The 16,117-nt window shown below is 70.5% G+C and carries 16 protein-coding genes; 6 read left to right on the top strand and 10 right to left on the bottom strand.

Translation table 11 applies throughout. The features are described 5' to 3' along the window. Positions 1-39 precede the first annotated feature (39 nt). The 5 genes from ACLQ23_RS03110 to ACLQ23_RS03090 all read right to left on the bottom strand — a co-directional run bounded on the left by ACLQ23_RS03110 (position 40) and on the right by ACLQ23_RS03090 (position 4,213). Entirely contained in the window at positions 40-978 is a 939-nt protein-coding gene (locus ACLQ23_RS03110) for a sugar kinase (RefSeq protein ID WP_425734671.1), read from the bottom strand. After that, positions 972-2,117, bottom strand: a complete 1,146-nt coding sequence (gene dgoD / locus ACLQ23_RS03105) for a galactonate dehydratase (RefSeq protein WP_355630784.1) — start codon at positions 2,115-2,117, stop codon at positions 972-974. Before dgoD ends, ACLQ23_RS03110 begins: the two co-directional genes overlap by 7 nt. Further along, complete coding sequence (locus ACLQ23_RS03100) at positions 2,114-2,824, bottom strand: FadR/GntR family transcriptional regulator (protein ID WP_355588393.1); 711 nt, start codon at positions 2,822-2,824, stop codon at positions 2,114-2,116. Before ACLQ23_RS03100 ends, dgoD begins: the two co-directional genes overlap by 4 nt. Before the next feature lie 39 nt (positions 2,825-2,863). Further along, positions 2,864-3,610, bottom strand: a complete 747-nt coding sequence (locus ACLQ23_RS03095; protein WP_355588395.1) for an SDR family NAD(P)-dependent oxidoreductase — start codon at positions 3,608-3,610, stop codon at positions 2,864-2,866. A gap of 123 nt (positions 3,611-3,733) precedes the next feature. After that, positions 3,734-4,213, bottom strand: a complete 480-nt coding sequence (locus tag ACLQ23_RS03090) for a winged helix-turn-helix transcriptional regulator (RefSeq protein ID WP_355630787.1) — start codon at positions 4,211-4,213, stop codon at positions 3,734-3,736. Between the two features lie 105 nt (positions 4,214-4,318). Here ACLQ23_RS03090 and ACLQ23_RS03085 point away from each other — a divergent pair, with 105 nt between their 5' ends. Continuing rightward, positions 4,319-5,857 (top strand): MFS transporter, encoded by a 1,539-nt coding sequence (locus ACLQ23_RS03085; RefSeq protein ID WP_425734672.1) that lies wholly within the window; start codon positions 4,319-4,321, stop codon positions 5,855-5,857. Here ACLQ23_RS03085 and ACLQ23_RS03080 read toward each other — a convergent pair. Next, a complete protein-coding gene (locus tag ACLQ23_RS03080; RefSeq protein ID WP_355588401.1) occupies positions 5,854-5,976 on the bottom strand; it encodes a hypothetical protein in 123 nt (40 codons plus the stop codon). The genes ACLQ23_RS03085 and ACLQ23_RS03080 overlap by 4 nt on opposite strands. A 92-nt stretch (positions 5,977-6,068) precedes the next feature. On the opposite strand from ACLQ23_RS03080, the gene ACLQ23_RS03075 reads away from it, so the two are divergent. Both ACLQ23_RS03075 and ACLQ23_RS03070 read left to right on the top strand, forming a co-directional pair. Further along, positions 6,069-7,283 carry a PP2C family protein-serine/threonine phosphatase gene (locus ACLQ23_RS03075; RefSeq protein ID WP_355588403.1) on the top strand — a complete coding sequence of 405 codons (1,215 nt, stop codon included), beginning with the start codon at positions 6,069-6,071 and terminating at the stop codon, positions 7,281-7,283. 72 nt (positions 7,284-7,355) lie between these two features. Then, positions 7,356-8,423 (top strand): DUF2855 family protein, encoded by a 1,068-nt coding sequence (locus ACLQ23_RS03070; protein WP_355588405.1) that lies wholly within the window; start codon positions 7,356-7,358, stop codon positions 8,421-8,423. A gap of 8 nt (positions 8,424-8,431) precedes the next feature. On the opposite strand, the gene ACLQ23_RS03065 is transcribed toward ACLQ23_RS03070, so the two are convergent. Next, positions 8,432-9,232, bottom strand: a complete 801-nt coding sequence (locus ACLQ23_RS03065) for an SDR family NAD(P)-dependent oxidoreductase (protein ID WP_355588407.1) — start codon at positions 9,230-9,232, stop codon at positions 8,432-8,434. Positions 9,233-9,451: 219 nt separating this feature from the next. Between ACLQ23_RS03065 and ACLQ23_RS03060 the strand changes: the two genes are divergently transcribed. Both ACLQ23_RS03060 and ACLQ23_RS03055 read left to right on the top strand, forming a co-directional pair. Beyond that, a complete protein-coding gene (locus tag ACLQ23_RS03060; RefSeq protein WP_425880316.1) occupies positions 9,452-9,670 on the top strand; it encodes a hypothetical protein in 219 nt (72 codons plus the stop codon). Positions 9,671-9,807: 137 nt separating this feature from the next. Further along, entirely contained in the window at positions 9,808-12,660 is a 2,853-nt protein-coding gene (locus tag ACLQ23_RS03055) for a hypothetical protein (protein WP_425880315.1), read from the top strand. Between the two features lie 12 nt (positions 12,661-12,672). On the opposite strand, the gene ACLQ23_RS03050 is transcribed toward ACLQ23_RS03055, so the two are convergent. Then, complete coding sequence (locus tag ACLQ23_RS03050; RefSeq protein ID WP_355592867.1) at positions 12,673-13,122, bottom strand: ATP-binding protein; 450 nt, start codon at positions 13,120-13,122, stop codon at positions 12,673-12,675. 211 nt (positions 13,123-13,333) lie between these two features. Between ACLQ23_RS03050 and ACLQ23_RS03045 the strand changes: the two genes are divergently transcribed. Further along, positions 13,334-13,699, top strand: a complete 366-nt coding sequence (locus ACLQ23_RS03045; RefSeq protein WP_425880314.1) for an STAS domain-containing protein — start codon at positions 13,334-13,336, stop codon at positions 13,697-13,699. On the opposite strand, the gene ACLQ23_RS03040 is transcribed toward ACLQ23_RS03045, so the two are convergent. Beyond that, positions 13,696-14,955, bottom strand: coding sequence for a PP2C family protein-serine/threonine phosphatase (locus ACLQ23_RS03040; protein WP_425880313.1), 1,260 nt, complete (start codon positions 14,953-14,955; stop codon positions 13,696-13,698). The two genes, ACLQ23_RS03045 and ACLQ23_RS03040, sit on opposite strands and share 4 nt — an antisense overlap. Positions 14,956-15,204: 249 nt before the next feature. Continuing rightward, positions 15,205-16,104 (bottom strand): ROK family protein, encoded by a 900-nt coding sequence (locus ACLQ23_RS03035; protein WP_355592829.1) that lies wholly within the window; start codon positions 16,102-16,104, stop codon positions 15,205-15,207. Positions 16,105-16,117 lie beyond the last annotated feature (13 nt).

Below are 16,117 nucleotides of genomic sequence, written 5' to 3'. Positions count from 1 at the left end.
TCCAACGATCTCCGGCGGTCGAGGTCGGCCGCCCGCCGGTCAGCGAACCGTGCCGCCCGGCCCGTGGTCGAGTAGCGCCAGCTCCGCCCGGTCGGGCAGGCCCTCCCAGTCGCCCCGGGTGGCGACCGCGAACGCGCCGGTGGTGACCGCCCGGTCCAGCCGCTCCGGTACGTCGTCGCCATCCAGCCAGCCGGAGAGTAGCCCGGCCACGAAGGCGTCGCCGGCCCCCACGGTGTCCACCACCGGAACCTGCCGGGCCGGCCGGTGCACGGTGCCGGCGGCGCTGTGGCTGGTGGCCCCGTCGGCGCCGTGCTTCACGACGACCTCGGTCACGCCGGCCGCGCGCAGCGACGCGACCGGGTTGGCGGCGTCGGTGAGGATGGCAAGCTCCTCGTCGGAGGCGACGACCAGGTCGATCGAGGGCAGCAGCGGTCGCAGCGTGGCGGCAGCCTCGCCGACCGACCAGAGCCGGCTGCGGTGGTTGACGTCCAGGCAGACGGTGCTGCCCGTCGCGCGCGCGAGCCGTACCGCCGTCACCACCGCGTCGTACGGCTCCGCGCCGAGCGCGCAGGTGATGCCTGTGACGTGCAGCAGTCGGGGCGGTCGCGTGTCGAACGCGGGAGTGACGTCGGCGGGGCGCAGCCGGGACCCGGCGGACCCGGTGCGGTGATACGTGACCCGGTTGATGTCGGCGACCCGGGCCTCGAAGAGGATCAGCCCGGTGGGGGCCGCCGGGTCGACACGGGCCCAGGTCAGGTCGACGCCTTCGGCGCGTAGCGTGCGGCGGACCAGTTCGCCGGGCTCGTCCGCGCCGGTGACCCCGACCCACGCCGCGTGGTGGCCGAGCCGGGCCAGCCCGATCGCCACTGTCGACTCGGACCCGGCGACGGAGATCCCGGCGGTGCCGCCCAGCCGCAACGGCCCGGTCGTGCGGAAGGCCGCCATCGTCTCGCCGAAGGTGAGCAGGTCGGTCACCATTCGGCGAACGACCCGTCGCGGTGCTGCCAGACCGGGTTGCGCCAGGCATGCGGTGTACGCGCGGCCTCGCGGACCGCCGCCTCGTCAACAGTGATGCCCAGGCCGGGCCGGTCGAAGCGGGCGATGTGCCCGTCCACGAACCGGAAGGGTTCCTTGTCGACCACGTAGTCCAGCAGCTCCGAGTCGACGTTGTAGTGGATGCCGATGCTCTGTTCCTGGATCAGGAAGTTCGGCGTCGCGAAGGCCACCTGGAGGCTCGCCGCCAGCGAGATCGGCCCGAGCGGGCAGTGCGGGGCGAGCAGCGCGCCGTACGTCTCGGCCAGCGCGGCGATCCGGCGGACCTCGGAGATCCCGCCGGCGTGCGACAGGTCCGGCTGCACCACGGCGACCCCGGCCTGCAACGGGCCGAGGAATTCGGAGCGGCCGTAGAGGCGTTCGCCGGTGGCCACCGGGATCGGGGTTCCGGCGACGATGTCCCGCAGGTGGTGGGCCTGGTCGGGCAGGACGGGCTCCTCCACGAAGATCGGGCGCAGTGCGGCAAGCTCGGGCAGGATCCGGCGGACTGCGGCCAGCCCTGCCCGGCCGTGAAAGTCGATGGCGATGTCCCGGTCGGGGCCGAGCACCTCGCGGGCGGCGGCGACCCGGCCGACCACCGCGTCCACCTCGGCGGAGGTGGGGATGGGGGAGAGTCGACCGCAGGCGTTCATCTTGACGCCTGTGAGACCGGCGGCGACCTGCGCGGCGGCGGCATCGGCCACCTCGTCGGGCTCGTCTCCACCGATCCACGAGTAGATCCGTACCTGGTTGCGCACCGGCCCACCGAGCAGCGCGTGCACCGGTGCCCCGTACGCCTGGCCGGCGATGTCCCACAGTGCCTGGTCGAGGCCGGCGACAGCGCTGGAGAGGATCGGGCCGCCGCGATAGAAGCCGCCCTTGCTGAGCACCTGCCAGTGCTGCTCGATCCGAAGTGGATCCTCGCCGATCAGATATTCGGAGAGCACCTCGACGGCGCTGCGTACCACCTCGGCGCGCCCCTCGACGACCGGCTCACCCCACCCGACGAGCCCGTCGTCGGTCTCCACCCGGCAGAACAACCACCGTGGCGCGACCAGAAAGGTCTCGATCCGCTCGATCTTCACTGACTGCCCCTTCGCCCCCGTGCCTTTTCGACGTCGCGGACGGCCTTGTCCAGCAACTCACGCATGGCGGCCTCGGCCGCTGTCTCGTCCCGGGCGCGTAGCGCGTCGACAACGGCGCGGTGGCTCGGCACCGGGTCGTCGTGGGCGGCGGTGCCGTGCACGAGCCGATCCCGTTCGGCCAGGCCCGTCTCCATCACCACCTCCATGCGTTCCAGCAGCTCGTTGTGGGTCGCGGCGAGCAGCTTGCGGTGGAAGGAGAGGTCGGCGGCGACGGCGGCCGTGGGATCGCCCCCCGCCTCGGCCATCTCGGCCAGTGCCCGGTCCAGTGCGGCGATGTCGTTGTCGGTGCGCCGGCGGGCTGCCAGCCGCGCGGCGGCCGGCTCGATGATGGCGCGGACCTCGTGCAGTTGGTCGAGCAGTGTCTGGTGCGGGCCCTCGGCGAACTGCCAGCGGATCACGTCACCGTCGAGCAGGTTCCAGTCGGCTCGTGGCCGGACGAACGTGCCGCGCTTCTGCCGGGCGTCGACGATTCCCTTGGCCGAGAGGACCTTCAGCGCCTCGCGCAGCGCCGTCAGGCTGACGTCGAACTCCTCCTGCAGGGCGGCGATGTTCAATGTCGACCCGGCGGCGATCTCACCGGTGAGGATGCGGCGGGCGATGGCCTCGACGGTCTGTCCGTGGACGCCGCGACTTGCATACTGTGCCAATGGTCTTCCGGCCTCTTCGCTGGTGTCGGGTTCGATCTTTCAGGCCGAGGTTTTCACCGCTGTCCAGCCACCGTCCACCACAAGGCTCGCTCCGGTGACGTAGGCGGCGTCCGGTGAGGCGAGGAAAGCCACCGTCGCGGCCACCTCTTCGGGTGTGCCGAACCGTTTCGCGACGGTCTCCTCGACGCTTCGCTGACGGTCCTGTTCGGACACGTCTGCCCAGGCGGCGGTGAAGATCGGGCCGGGCAGCACTGTGTTTACGCGCACCCGCGGGCCGTACTCCACGGCGAGCTGGCGGCCGAGCGCGACCAGGCCGCCCTTGGCCGCCGCGTACGCGGGACGGCCGGGAAGCCCCACCAGGGCGTGCACCGACGAGATCAGCACCACCGCTCCGGACCGTTCCCGCAGGTCGTCGAGGCAGGCGCGGACGCCCAGGAAGGAGCCGGTGAGGCTGACGCCGAGCTGGTGGTCCCAGGACTGCCGGCTGGTCTCGTGGGCCGGGGCGACCTGCACCGCGTAGGCGGTGCTGATCAGGATGTCCACCGGGCCGAGGTCGGCCCGGACGGCGGCCACGGCTGTCGCCCAGTCGGCGTCCACACTGACGTCACCCACTACGGAAAGCGCCCGGTCGCCGCGTGCTGTCAACTCGGCGGCCAGTGGGCGTGGGTCGGTCACGTCGAGCAGTGCGACGGCGGCTCCCTCGGCGGCCAACCGCCGGGCGATTGCCGCGCCGATCCCGCCCATAGCTCCGGTGACCAGCGCATTCTTCCCTTTGAGTCGGCGCATGGCCTGACCCCCTGACCGTGGGCGGCGATATCAACTAATCATTAATTACGAAGACATCTTCACAGTCGAAGGGTGCCGATGCAACCTCGGCCCGCCATTCGGCAGGCTCGGCAGCATCCGGTGTCAGTCGCGGCGGATCAGGCCCGGGCCGGCGGTGATGTCGATGTCGCCGCTGTCGACGTCGTGACCGGCCGAGCAGCGGAGCACAGCCCGCACGGGCTCGCCGCAGTCGTGGTGGCGGGCGACGATCGGAGGGCCTGCGTCGTCGGCGGCCCAGGCGTCGCCCCAGTTGCGCAGCGCGGTGATGACCGGCAGCAGTTCGCGCCCCTTGGTGGTGAGCTGGTATTCGTGACGTGTGCGCTGCCCCGGCTCCCGGTAGGGGATCCGTTCGAGCAGGCCGGCGGCGACCATCTCCTTCAGTCGGGACGCGATGGCGGGCTCACCGATCCCGACCCGGCGGACGAAGTCGTCGAAACGGCGCGTACCGAGCAGAGCGTCACGCATGATCAGAAGCGTCGACCTGCTGCCCACGATGTCCATCGCGCGGGCCACCGAGCAGTTCGTATTCGACCAGGAGTCGCGGTCGTCCCGTAGGTCCTCCATGCGCCAAGCCTACCTGACTTGCATTAGGGCAACCCAGGTGCTTCACTGGATCGCTGCTGGCTTCAGCAGAAGCAAGTCAGCCGGACGCACACCGTGAGGACGCCAATGGCCACCAACACCGCAGCACCCAGACCGGCTGCCACCGCCCGATCAGCCCTTCGCGGCTCTCCCGCCGCGACGCTTCTCGCCACGTGTCTGGGCGCGATGATCACCTTCCTCCAGATCACCGCCACCGTGTCGGCCCTGACCACCATCCAGCGCGATCTCCGGGTCGACGCCACCACATTGATCTGGATTCCCAGCGCGTACACACTGGTCGTGGCGAGCGTGGTGCTGTCCGCCGCCACTCTGGGCAACCGGTACGGGCGTCGGCGCATGTTCAACGCGGGAGTCATCGCCATGATCGCCGGCGGTGCCGTGGTGGTGAGTTCGCCAACAGTGACCTGGGTGATCGTCGGGCAGTTGGTCGCGGGTCTCGGTGGTGCCCTGATCCTGCCGAACAGCCTGGCGATCCTGGGTGCCACCTTCACCGACCCGCACCGCCGTACCGAGGTCATCACCGCCTGGTCGGCGGCCTCCGGCATCGGTCTCGCGGTCGGCCCGCTGATCGCCGGGGCGCTGTTGCGGCACCACTCGTGGCACAGCGTCTACGTGTCCACGATCGTGCTGGGCCTTGTCACCCTCGTCGTCGCCGCGATCGGAGTGGCCGAGTCCCAGCCGAGCGCGGGCCGCCTCGACGTACCCGGCCTGCTGCTCGGCACCGTCGCCATCGCCGCCGCCGTCTACGCCATGATTCGGGGCGGCCGGGACGGCTACACCAGCCTGGTGGTGACGTTGGCCTGGGCTGCCTCGGCCGCCGCGCTGATCGCGTTCGTGCTCGTCGAGCTGCGCACCAGCGCACCGATGCTCGACGTGCGGCTGTTCCGCTCGAAGTCGTTCAGCGCCGTCATGGTCGTCGCCGCGGTGTCGCTGTTCGGCTTCACCGGCGTGGCGATCCTGCTCGTCCTGTTCCAGGAGCGTGCGCAGGCCCTCAGCCCGCTGGACACCGGCTGGCGGATGCTCGCGCTCTTCGGTGTCTACGCGGTCGTGGCCTTCGGCGCGGGGCGGCTGATCCGCCGTACCGGGTTCAAGGCACCTCTCACCGCCGGTCTCGTCCTCGGGGCACTGGCCAGCTTCGGCCTCGCCACCCAGGGCCCGACCACCCCGTTCGACCAGCGGTGGCCGCTGCTCGCGCTGTTCGGCGCGGCCTGCGCCCTGGTGGTGGCTCCGGCGACCGCAGCGGCACTGGCGAGCGTCGCGCCCGCGCAGGCGGGCATGGCCTCCGGCGCCGTCAACGCCGCCCGCCAGGTCGGCTCGGTGCTCGGCTCGTCCCTGCTCGGCACGCTGCTCACCACCACGATGCTGTCCGACCTGCCCGAGCGGCTCGCCGCCCACCAGGTCGACGCGCCCACCCGGGTCGCGGTGCAGGCAGCCGCGGCCACCGGCGCCACCGACGGCCAACCACTGCCCGATCCGGTACGGGCCGCGCTCGCCGAGGCCCTGACCTCCGGAGTCCAGGCCGGCTTGTGGATCAACGGCGTCGTCTTCCTCGTCACCGCCGTTCTCGCGCTCACTCTCGTGCGCAACCGACCGCACCAGCACTAGCCAGGCGCGCCGACCGGGTCGAGCGTGAGCTGTCGGTCGAGCATCCCGAGCTGCTCGCCGCAGCACACCTCGACCGGCCGGGTGCGCCGGCGCCACGCCCGCACCGTAGCGTGTCGCACCGGTGCCCACGGTCGGATCGACCTGGCGCCGGGCGCCACTGGCAGGTTCGTCACCGGGCTTCTACGGTGGTGGGGACACGGGGAGGTGGAGCGTGGTCGACGCGGGCCAAGCAGCGCGTTGGCTACAGCTCAACGCACCCCGGGGCGGGCCCGACGAGTTGTCTCTGCTCGTCACCCGCGCAGCGCCGGCCATCGGCGCGACCGAGGTCGTGATCTACCTGGCCGACTACACCCAGTCCATCCTCGTGCCGCTGCTGGGCGCGGGTCTCGTCCGGGACGAGCTGACGATCGAGACGACGCTTGCCGGCCGCGCGTTCACAAGCCTCGACGTGCAGCGTGCCGCCGAGACCCCCGACCGCCTCTGGGTGCCCCTGCTGCTCGGCTGCGAACGGCTGGGGGTCCTGGAGGTCGTGTCGCCGGACGCCGGTGACGCGGCGATGGACGCGCCCGCCTGGGAGCTGGCGGTGAACATCGCCCAGGTCCTCGTGAACCGCAGGCTCTACGGCGATGTCGTCGAGCGGATGCGGCGCCGCCTGCCGATGCAGGTTGCCGCCGAGATCGTGTGGGGGCTGCTGCCGCCGTTGACCTTCGCCACCGACGAGCTGGTGATCACCGCAATCCTCGAACCGTGCTACGACGTCGGCGGGGACATCTTCGACTACGCGTTGAACGGTGACGTGCTCAGCGTCGGGCTGTTCGACACCTGCGGCCACGGCATCAAGGCGAGCACCCTCGCGTCGCTCGTGGTCAGCGCGTACCGCAATGCCCGCCGGTCCGGCCTCGACCTGGCCGACACGGCGAAAAGCATCGACCGGTGGGTGCACTCCGAGCACCCCGGCTCCTTCGCTACCGCGCTGCTTGCCGAACTGGACCGCCGCACCGGCCAACTCAGAATCATCAACGCGGGTCACCCGGGGGCCATGCTGCTGCGCGACGGCAAGGCCATCCGGGAGCTGCCGGGGCCGACCGCCCTGCCGCTCGGCCTGGGGTACCTGTCGGCAGGCACCCCACGGGTGCACCAGGAGGAGCTGCACCCGGGCGACCGGATCCTCGCCTACACCGACGGCATCACCGATGCGAAGAGCGCCGAGGGGGAGCGGTTCGGCCTGGACCGGCTCGTCGACTTCGTCGGCCGTGCCCTCAACGACGGGCTGCCCAGCCCCGAGACGATGCGCCGCCTGGTGCGTGCCGTCCTCGCGTACCAGGACGATCAGCTCGACGACGACGCCACGGCCATGTTCCTGGAGTGGCGGCCACCGCACCTGCCGCTCGCGCACCTCAGCCGCCTCGGCGTGCCGCAGGGTTGACCCGCGAGCCGAGTGGGATTTTGCACTCGCAGTGCACTTGTCTACGGATCGAGGGCTGTCTAGCGTCACAGCATGGCCGACTCGTGGACATTCGCCGTGGCCCGCACCGACCTGGGCCGGACCACCCTCGTCGACAGCGCAGCGCCCACCCCGACCGACGGCGAAGCGCTGCTGCGCGTCGACCGCGTCGGTCTCACCGCCAACAACGTGACCTACGCGGTGCTCGGCGACGCGATGCGCTACTGGCAGTTCTTTCCGCCCGAGCCCCGAGGGCTCGACGGCCAGTGGGGGTTGCCCCCGCTGTGGGGCTTCGCCGAGGTCATCGCGTCCGCAGTGGAAGGTGTCGAGGTCGGCACGCGCGTCTACGGCTACCTGCCTCCAGCGGGCCACCTGGTGGTACGCCCCGACCGGGTGGACGCGAGCGGTTTCCGCGACGCCAGCGCGCACCGGGCCGGGCTGCCCTCGCCGTACAACGCGTACCGGTCGACCACCGGCGACCCCGCGTACCAGCCGGAGCAGGAGGACCTGCTGATCCTGTTCCGGCCGCTGTTCTTCACCTCGTTCATGCTTGCCGACCAGGTCATCGACAACGACTTCTACGGTGTGCGGTCGCTGGTGCTGTCGTCGGCGTCGAGCAAGACGGCGTACGCGGCAGCCTTCGAACTGCACGGCCGTGGCCCCCGCCTGGTCGGGCTCACCTCGCCCGGCAACCTCACGTTCACGCGGTCGCTCGGCTGCTATGACGAGGTCCTCTCCTACGACGACATCGACGCCCTCGACGTCGTCGAGACCGCCTACCTCGACCTGTCCGGTGCGCCGGCGACCCGCGCCGCCCTACGCGGGCACCTCGGCGACCGGCTCGTGCGGGACATCGCTGTCGGGCTCACCAACCAGACACCAAACGCCGACGCCGCCGGGGAGGTCTTCTTCGCGCCGGTGCAGATGCGCAAACGCAGCCAGGACTGGGGTCGCGACGGGCTCGACGAGCGGTTCACCGCCGCCTGGCAACGCTTCGCCCCGATGCTCAACGGGTGGCTCGACGTGCAGGTCGGCGACGGCCCCGAGGCGCTGCGGGACGCCTGGCTCGACGTCCTCGCGGGTCGTACGCCGCCCCGCACGGGCCACGTCGTCCAGTTCTGAGCCAACCGTCACGGAAGGATCGCGTCGACGTATCCGCCGTCGACCCGGACCGCGGCGCCGGTCGTCGCGGAGGCGAGCGGAGACGCGAGGTAGGTGACCATGTTGGCGATCTCCTCGGGCTCGATGAGCCGCTGAAGCAACGACTGCGGCCGGTGCAGGCGCATGAACTCCCGCTGCGCCTGCTCCCACGGCAGGTTGTCGCCCATGAGGTCGGCGACGAAATCCTCGACACCGCCGGTGTGGGTCGGCCCGGCGAGCACCGAGTTGACGGTCACGCCGGTGCCGGCGGCGGCCTTCGCGAACCCGCGCGAGACGCCGAGCAGAGCCGTCTTCGAGACGCCATAATGGATCATCTCGGCGGGGATGGCGACCGCCGAGTCGCTTGCCACGTACTGCACCCGCCCCCAACCGCGTTCCATCATCCCGGGCAGGTAGGCGCGGGTCAGCCGGACACCGGCCAGCACGTTCACCTCGAAGTAGCGACGCCATTCGTCGTCCGGGATCTCCAGGGCCGGGCTGGGGCCGAAGATGCCGAGACTGTTGACCAGAATGTCGACGCTTGGCAGAAGGTCGAGCGTGCGGGCCGTACCCGCATCGGTCGACACGTCCGCGTCGACCTCCACCACGTCGGCGCCGGGGACCTGGTCGCGCAACGTCGCGGCGGCACGCTCGACCCCGGCGGCGGTACGGCCGTTGACGGCCACCCGGGCGCCGGCGCGGGCCAGGCCGGCGGTGATGGCGGCGCCGATTCCCTGGGTCGAGCCGGTGACCAGCGCGGTCCTGCCGGAAAGATCGATCTGCACCGTCATCGTCACCCCATGCGCTCGTCCCACCTCGGCCGTCCCCGTTCAGGGGGCCGTTTTCGACCGTAGCGGTGCCGGCCGCGCCCGGCAGCCCGAGTCACGCAAACCTGGCCCCGCCACCTCGCGGTCACCCGAATGCCGCCGACCGCTAGGCTGTGAGCGCGGGGCATCGATGGCCCATCGCCGGCCCGGCCCCGCTGCGTCCCCACGGTTCCCCAGTTGCCGATGACTGAGTCGAGCGCTGCCGTGCACATTTTTCTGGAGTTCCTCGTGACCGATATGACGTCCGCCCTGAATCCCTTCAGCGTCGAGGGGGAACAGGTCACCGACGACGAGCGCAGTCCGGAAGCGGACATCAGCGCGGATTCGATGACCCGCCTGCGTACCCCGTTCGCCACGGAGACCCCGGCCCGCGAGTCGGCCGAGACGCCCGCCCACAGCTAGCCCACAATCTGGTCACGACGATTGGGTTTTCCTCCACGGCGGTTCCACGGGACATCCAGTTGCGGCTCCCGTCGATACCATGACCTGGCCGGCATCGCATCGATCGAGGTGCCGTCACGGGGGAGGAACAAGTCCACATGAAACGCATCGGAGCAGCCACGCTGGCGACCGCTGTCGGTGTTGCGGCAGTCGTCCTGGCCACCGGCCAGCCGGCCCTCGCGGCCGACTTTGCCAATCTGCCGCTGGCGAGCTGGGCCTATCTCGATTCGCAGAGCCCGACGTCGAAGTTCGTCAACCCGCCGGTCGCGCCGCCGGTCGGCACGCTTGTCGACGATGCGAACAGGCCGCACACCTACCGCTCCTACTTCACCTACGACCTGACCCAGCTCAAGGGCACTGTCGTGCACAACTCGTACCTCTACACGTACGAGGACGCGGTCACCGACTGCTCCACGGCAGTGACGATCGAGGTGTGGCGGACTGCCCCGGTCAAGGCCGGGACGACCTGGAACAACCCACCGGCGGAGTTGGAAAAGCTGATTTCCGCCGGTCGGGGGCAGGGCTCCTACTACTGCCCCGGCTACCTGGGCTTCGACATGGTCGAGACGCTGAACGCCGCGCTCGGCCGTAACGAAAAGTCGATCACGGTCGAATACCGGATCACGGCCGCCCAGGAGGCCGATTCGCGCGCCGGCCGCACCTTCCAGCTGCCGACGCTGAGTTCCACCTCGAACCACCCGCCGACCGTGTCCGACCTGCACCTCGAATCTCCGAAACGACCGTGCGGCACGTTGACCAAACCGTCACCGGCCGCCGCGACGACGATGTTCAAGGCCACCGCCAACGATCCCGACGAGGGCGACTACGCGACAGTCCTCTACGCGATCTGGCCGGTCGACCAGCCGGACCAGCGACGTGAGTTCTACAGCTACTACGGCACGGACCTGAGCCAGTACGCCGACGGTCAGCTGCTCGCCTGGCAGGCCCGCGCCAGTGACTACTACGACGCGGGGCCGTGGAGCAAGACCTGTTACGTGATCATGGACAAGGCGCCACCGGCGAACCCGCCAATGGTCACCTCGAAGCTCTACCCCGAGGGCAACATCCAGGGCGGTGGCGCCGGCGTGACGGGCAGGTTCCGCGTCGCCGCCGGCGATGATCAGGACGTGGTCGCCTTCGGATGGCGTGACAGCGGTGGCAACTCCGGCAGCGTGAAGGCCCGGCAGCCCGGCCGGACGGCTGTCATCGAATACACCCCGAAGCGTGCGTGGATCGAAACCCTCTACGTCCACTCGGTCGACGCGGCCGGCAACCGGGGGCCGGAGAAGGCGTACCAGTTCTGGGTGGCCGACACCGCGCCGAGCGCGGAGGTCGAAGTGGGCGGGGTAGGGCTGCCGAGCACGATCACCCTGACCGCGCGCAAGCCCGAGACGACAGCCTTCGGCTACCAGGTCAACGGTGGCCCGCAGATCCGGGTGCCGGCCGTCGACGGGAAAGCCACCGACCAGTTCACCTTCACCGAGGTCGGCGAGGTCGCGATCGTCGTCAGCAGCTACGTGAAGAACAAGCTGATCGGGCAGGACACCCTGCGGATCCCGGTCACGGACTCCCCGCAGGTCGAGTCCGCCGAGTTCAACTTCGACAACGAGCCGATCGCCGGCAAGAGCGGCTCGTTCACGTTCAAGCCGCGCAACGCCGACGTCGTCGCCTACGAGTACGTCCTGGACAACGGGGCCGCGCAGACCGTTACGGCGGCGGCGGACGACACCGCCGTACTGCCGTGGACGGCGACCGCCGGATGGCACATGCTGATCGTGTGGTCGGTGAAGGCGGACGGCTCGAAGTCGATGGAGGCCTACTACCAGTTCAGCGTCCTCGACCCGGTGCCGAGCGCGTACGCGCCGACGCTCGAATACCTGACCCGGATCGACGGCGTCGGCCTGCCTGTGGAGTTCTACCTGAGCAGCCAACTGCCGAACGTGACAGGCTTCGCCTACCGGTTCGACGGTGGCCCGGAAACCGTCGTGCCCTCCTACGGAGCCAGCGTGTCGATCACGGTCACGCCTGTGCACACCGGTGACAACACGCTGATCGTCGAGGCGTTGCTGGCCGACGGCACCCGGTCGCCCGCGAAGAGCTTCACCTGGCGGCCGTTCGAGGCGCCGGTCATCACTACCGATCCGCCCGGCGGCGGCGCGGCCGCCCAGCCGATGACGCTGACGTTCCGCTCGGTGCTGCCCGACACCAGGGAGTTCCGCTACTCGCTGGACTTCGGCGAATACCAGACCATCGCGGCGCGGCCGGACGGCACGGCGACAGTGTCGTTCACACCTCAGTGGGACGGCTGGTTCTCGGCCCGGGTCACCGGGATCGCACAGGACGGGACGACGTCGCCAGAGCGCGAGATGACCGTCCCTGTCCGCGACACCCGGGTCTCGGTGTGGAGTCAGTACAACGAGTGGTCCCCGCGGGGCGGCATCGGTGTCCCCGGTGACTTCGCGCTCAGCACCGAATGGAAGCCCGAGGTGGTGGAGTACCTCTACCGCCTCAACGACGGCCAGGAACAGGTCACGCCCATCGGGGACAGCTGGAACACGATGGTCCGGGTCGTGCCGGACCGCAACGGGCCCAACACGCTCACAGTGCGGGGTCGCACGGCGGACGGTCGGCTCTCGCCGGTCACCGAGTACCTGTTCCAGGTTGGCACCGCGCCGCAGGTCTTCTCCGAGGCGTACCCCCGGGACACCGCTGGTGGCGGTGTCGGCGTCGAGGGCCGCTTCGAGTTCAGCGGCGGCACGGCCGGCATCACGTCGTTCGAGTACACGATCGGCGGGGTTGCCGGCGCTGTGGACGCCGATGAGGAGGGCCGTGCGTCGATCACCTGGACGCCGACCGAGGCGACAGGGCTCTACCTGGTCGTCAAGGGCCGCAAGGCCGACGGCACCACCACCGACGAGACCGGCTACTTCATCGTGGTGAAAGCGGGCTGATCGGCCCTCGGGTCACGGGTTGTCGACTGGCGCCCCGCAGGGCGATGGCTGCCTGCGGGGCGTCGCCGCGCGTACGTCGCGGAGGTCTTTGGTGATGCGGAGCAGCACGTGGCCCGGTGGCCCGGCGACGAAGGTGGCCGTGTCGGCGAGGGCAGCGATCAGGGGTAGACCACGGCCGCCGACGGTGAGCGGGGCGGGAAGCGCGGCGTCGAGCCCAGCGTCGAGCGGGGTGCGGCCCCGGTTGCCGATCTCGATCCGGCAGGCGTCGTCGTCGATCACGATGGTGATGTCGACGGTGCTGTCGGCATCGGCGTGGATCACCGCGTTGGCGCAGGCCTCACTGATCAGCACCGCGAGCTGACCGCAGGAGTCCTCGGTGGCGTCGGTGAGGCTCAGCAGGGTGTTGAGCACGTGGCGGGCGCGGGTCACCGAGGCCGGTTGACGCGGTAGCGAAAGCGTCATGCTCACCCGCATCGCGCAGCTCCTCCCGGCCTCCACGTCAACAGCCGACTACTCTGTCATACCCGAGTTGGGCGCTGTGGTCGTGCTCAGCACTACCCGCAGGCGCCGAGGTGAAACGGTCCTCCGTGCCGCGTCGACCCGTTGTGGGCGAGGGGGTTCGCCGGCCGGCCGAATAGGGTATTCGGGGCCATCGGCGTGGGGGAGGTTGGTTGTGGATCTGCTGTTGTCGGCCCGGCCCGGCCGGGGCTGCACGGTGCTTGAAGTGCACGGTGAGCTGGACATGGCGACGTCCCCCCGGCTGCGCGACGGCCTGCAACAGTTGATGGACGCCGGTGATCGTCGGGTGGTGGTGGACCTCGCCGGTGTGGCGTTCATGGATTCCAGTGCGCTCGGCGCGCTGGTGGTGATGTTCAAGGCGCTGCGGGACGTCGGCGGCCAGTTGTCCCTCGCCGCGCCGCAGCCGGCAGTGCAGGGCGTCCTGACGATCACCTCGATGAACCGAGCCATCGATGTCTATGACAGCGTGCAGGCGGCCGAGGCCAAGGTGGCACTCAGCGACGACCCCACCGGCCCCTAGTTGTCGGACAGGGCGGTGCTGGCCCGTCCCTGGTCGGCGCCGGCACTGGTACGTCGGTCCTCGCTGTGCCCCCCGTGCCAGTCGAGGATGAGCAGGGTGGCGTCGTCGGCCAGGGTCGGTCCGCTGACCTCCAGCACGGCGTCGGCCAACGCCCGGACGGCCTCGCGGGGGTGCAGACCGACGATCGACCGCAGAATGGCCGGTAGGTCCAGGCTGGCCGCGTTGCGCTCCCGGACGCCATCGGTGACCACCACCAACCGGTCGCCCGGCAGCAACGTCACCTCGCCCGCGTCGTATTCGGCTGCCGCGAACATGCCAAGGGGGAAGTTGCCCGGCAGCGGGAGCATCTGAGTGGTGCCGTCGCGGACCAGCATGGGTGGCACGTGCCCGGCGTTGAGCAACGCGCACACGCCGGTACGCAGGTCGAGACGGCCGAGCACCGCTGTGACGAAACCGCCGGGGACCGGCGTGTGCTCGGCCACCGCGGTATTCGCGGCCTGCGCCTGCTCCACCAGGCCGATCGCTCGGCGGCGGGTGTTGCGCAGGCTGCCCACGCCGAGGGTGGCGGTGAGCGCGCTGGTCACCCCATGGCCCATGGCGTCGGTGACGCTGAAGTGCAGGACGTCACGGGCGAGGCTGTAGTCGAAGGTGTCGCCGCCGATGCTGGCGGCGGGTTCGAGCCAGCCGGACAGGGTGAACGAGCTGCCCTCACAGGTGAACGCGGAGGGCAGCAGGCGGCGCTGGATTTCCGCGGACAGGGTGAACGGGGTGGTGCGCTGCCCCCACTCGAACAGGTCGGTGTGCCGGCGGTTGGCGATCACCACGAACGACAACAGGTGCGCCGTGCGGCCTATCTCATCCAGATCCCGTTGCGCCGGCTCGGTCGGCAGGATCATCTCCAGCAGGCCGATGGCTTCGCCGCGGTCGGTCACCGGTGCCAACACCGTCCACCCGTCGGCCTGCGCGACGACCTGCACCGTCTGGGTGCGCAGGGCCTGCTCGGCGGGGCCACCGTCGAACGGCAGCACCGTGGCGATCTCGTCGCCGTCCTGGCGCCCCGCCCCGGTGCCGGCGAGCGGCATGTGGTTCAACCGGACCAACGCCCGGCCGCTGAGGTCCGCGATCAGGAACGCGACGCTACGTGCTCCCAGCACCGCGCCGATCTCCCGGGTGACCGCCTCGACGGCCTCGACCGGCGGGGCGTTCTCCGCCGCGTCCAAGATGTGGGTCATGACCTGCTCTCCGGTGCGTTCCACCTCCGGAGCCTACGAGATCCGGCGGCTGTCGCGGAGCCCGAGGATCGCGACCGCGGCAGGCGTCAGGCCAGACGCGACCACCGCGTCGTTCGGGGGCGGGTGTCCGACGGCTGACGGACACCCGCCTCGACATCGACCGGAACCTTGGAACGCCGGATCGTGGTTGCCTGTCGCACCAGCCGTCCGGGAAGACCTCGGCAGGGAGCGCCCCGAGGCGGGGAGCACACCGAGGCGGAACGACGGCGGCGCTCAGACGGTCGCGGGCAGGGCCGACATGGCCATGGCGAGCGACCCGAGCAGCGCTGCGTCCTGCGCGAATGTGGACAGGACGATGTCCGGCCGGTACGGCAACGCGTGGGTGAGCCGTTCGATGAGCATTTCCCGCACGACCTCGTTGCCGGCGACGCTGCCGACAAGCACGATCCGCTGCGGGTCGAGCAGGAGACAGCAGGTGACGAGTTGGCGGGCCAACTCGTCGACGCGCCGACGCAACTCGTCGCGGGCCTGGCCGGGCTGCGCCGCAGCGGTGCAGAGCGCGGCGGCCTGGCCGGTCATCCCCAGTCGCAGCGCCAGCTCGTCCAACGCGCGACCGGAGAATGTCGCCTCCAGCATCGGCTCCAGGCCCGTTGGCCAGCTGTGATCCGTCAGGCCGTAGGCGATCTCCCCGGCCGCGCCGTGGTAGCCGGGCATCACCTCGCCGCCGACCGTCACCGCCGCGGCCACCCCGGTGCCGAGCCCGATCACCAGACCGGGATCGACTCCCTGCAGCGCCCCGAAGCGCAGTTCCGCGTAGGCGGCGGCGTTGAGGTCGTTCGACACCCGTACGGAGGTCAGCCCGAGGTGGTCGCGGACCGCGTCGGCCAGCCGCAGTTGCTCCCAGCCGGGTACGTTCGGCGCCAGGTCGATGCTGTCGTCGTGGACCACGCCGGGGGAGGCGATGCCGGCCGCCACGAGCGTGCCGCCGGTGCGGTCCGCGAGTTCCCGTGCCCGGTCGAGAGCCCGGGTGAGGGCCTGCTGCGCACCATGCTGGGCGTGGGTGGGCAGTCGCTCGGAGACGAGCAGCCGACCGTCGGCGTCGCCCACCCCGATCGCCATTTTCGTGCCGCCGAAATCGATGCCGAGCAGCCGCGGGTTCGCCGATTGTTCCATGGTGATGTCAGAT

The sequence above is a fragment of the Micromonospora sp. DT41 genome, from assembly GCF_049841715.1.
GTDB classification, from domain to species: Bacteria; Actinomycetota; Actinomycetes; order Mycobacteriales; family Micromonosporaceae; genus Micromonospora; species Micromonospora profundi.
Note: the sequence above shows the minus strand (reverse complement) of the source record. Positions and strands in the feature narration are given on the sequence as shown.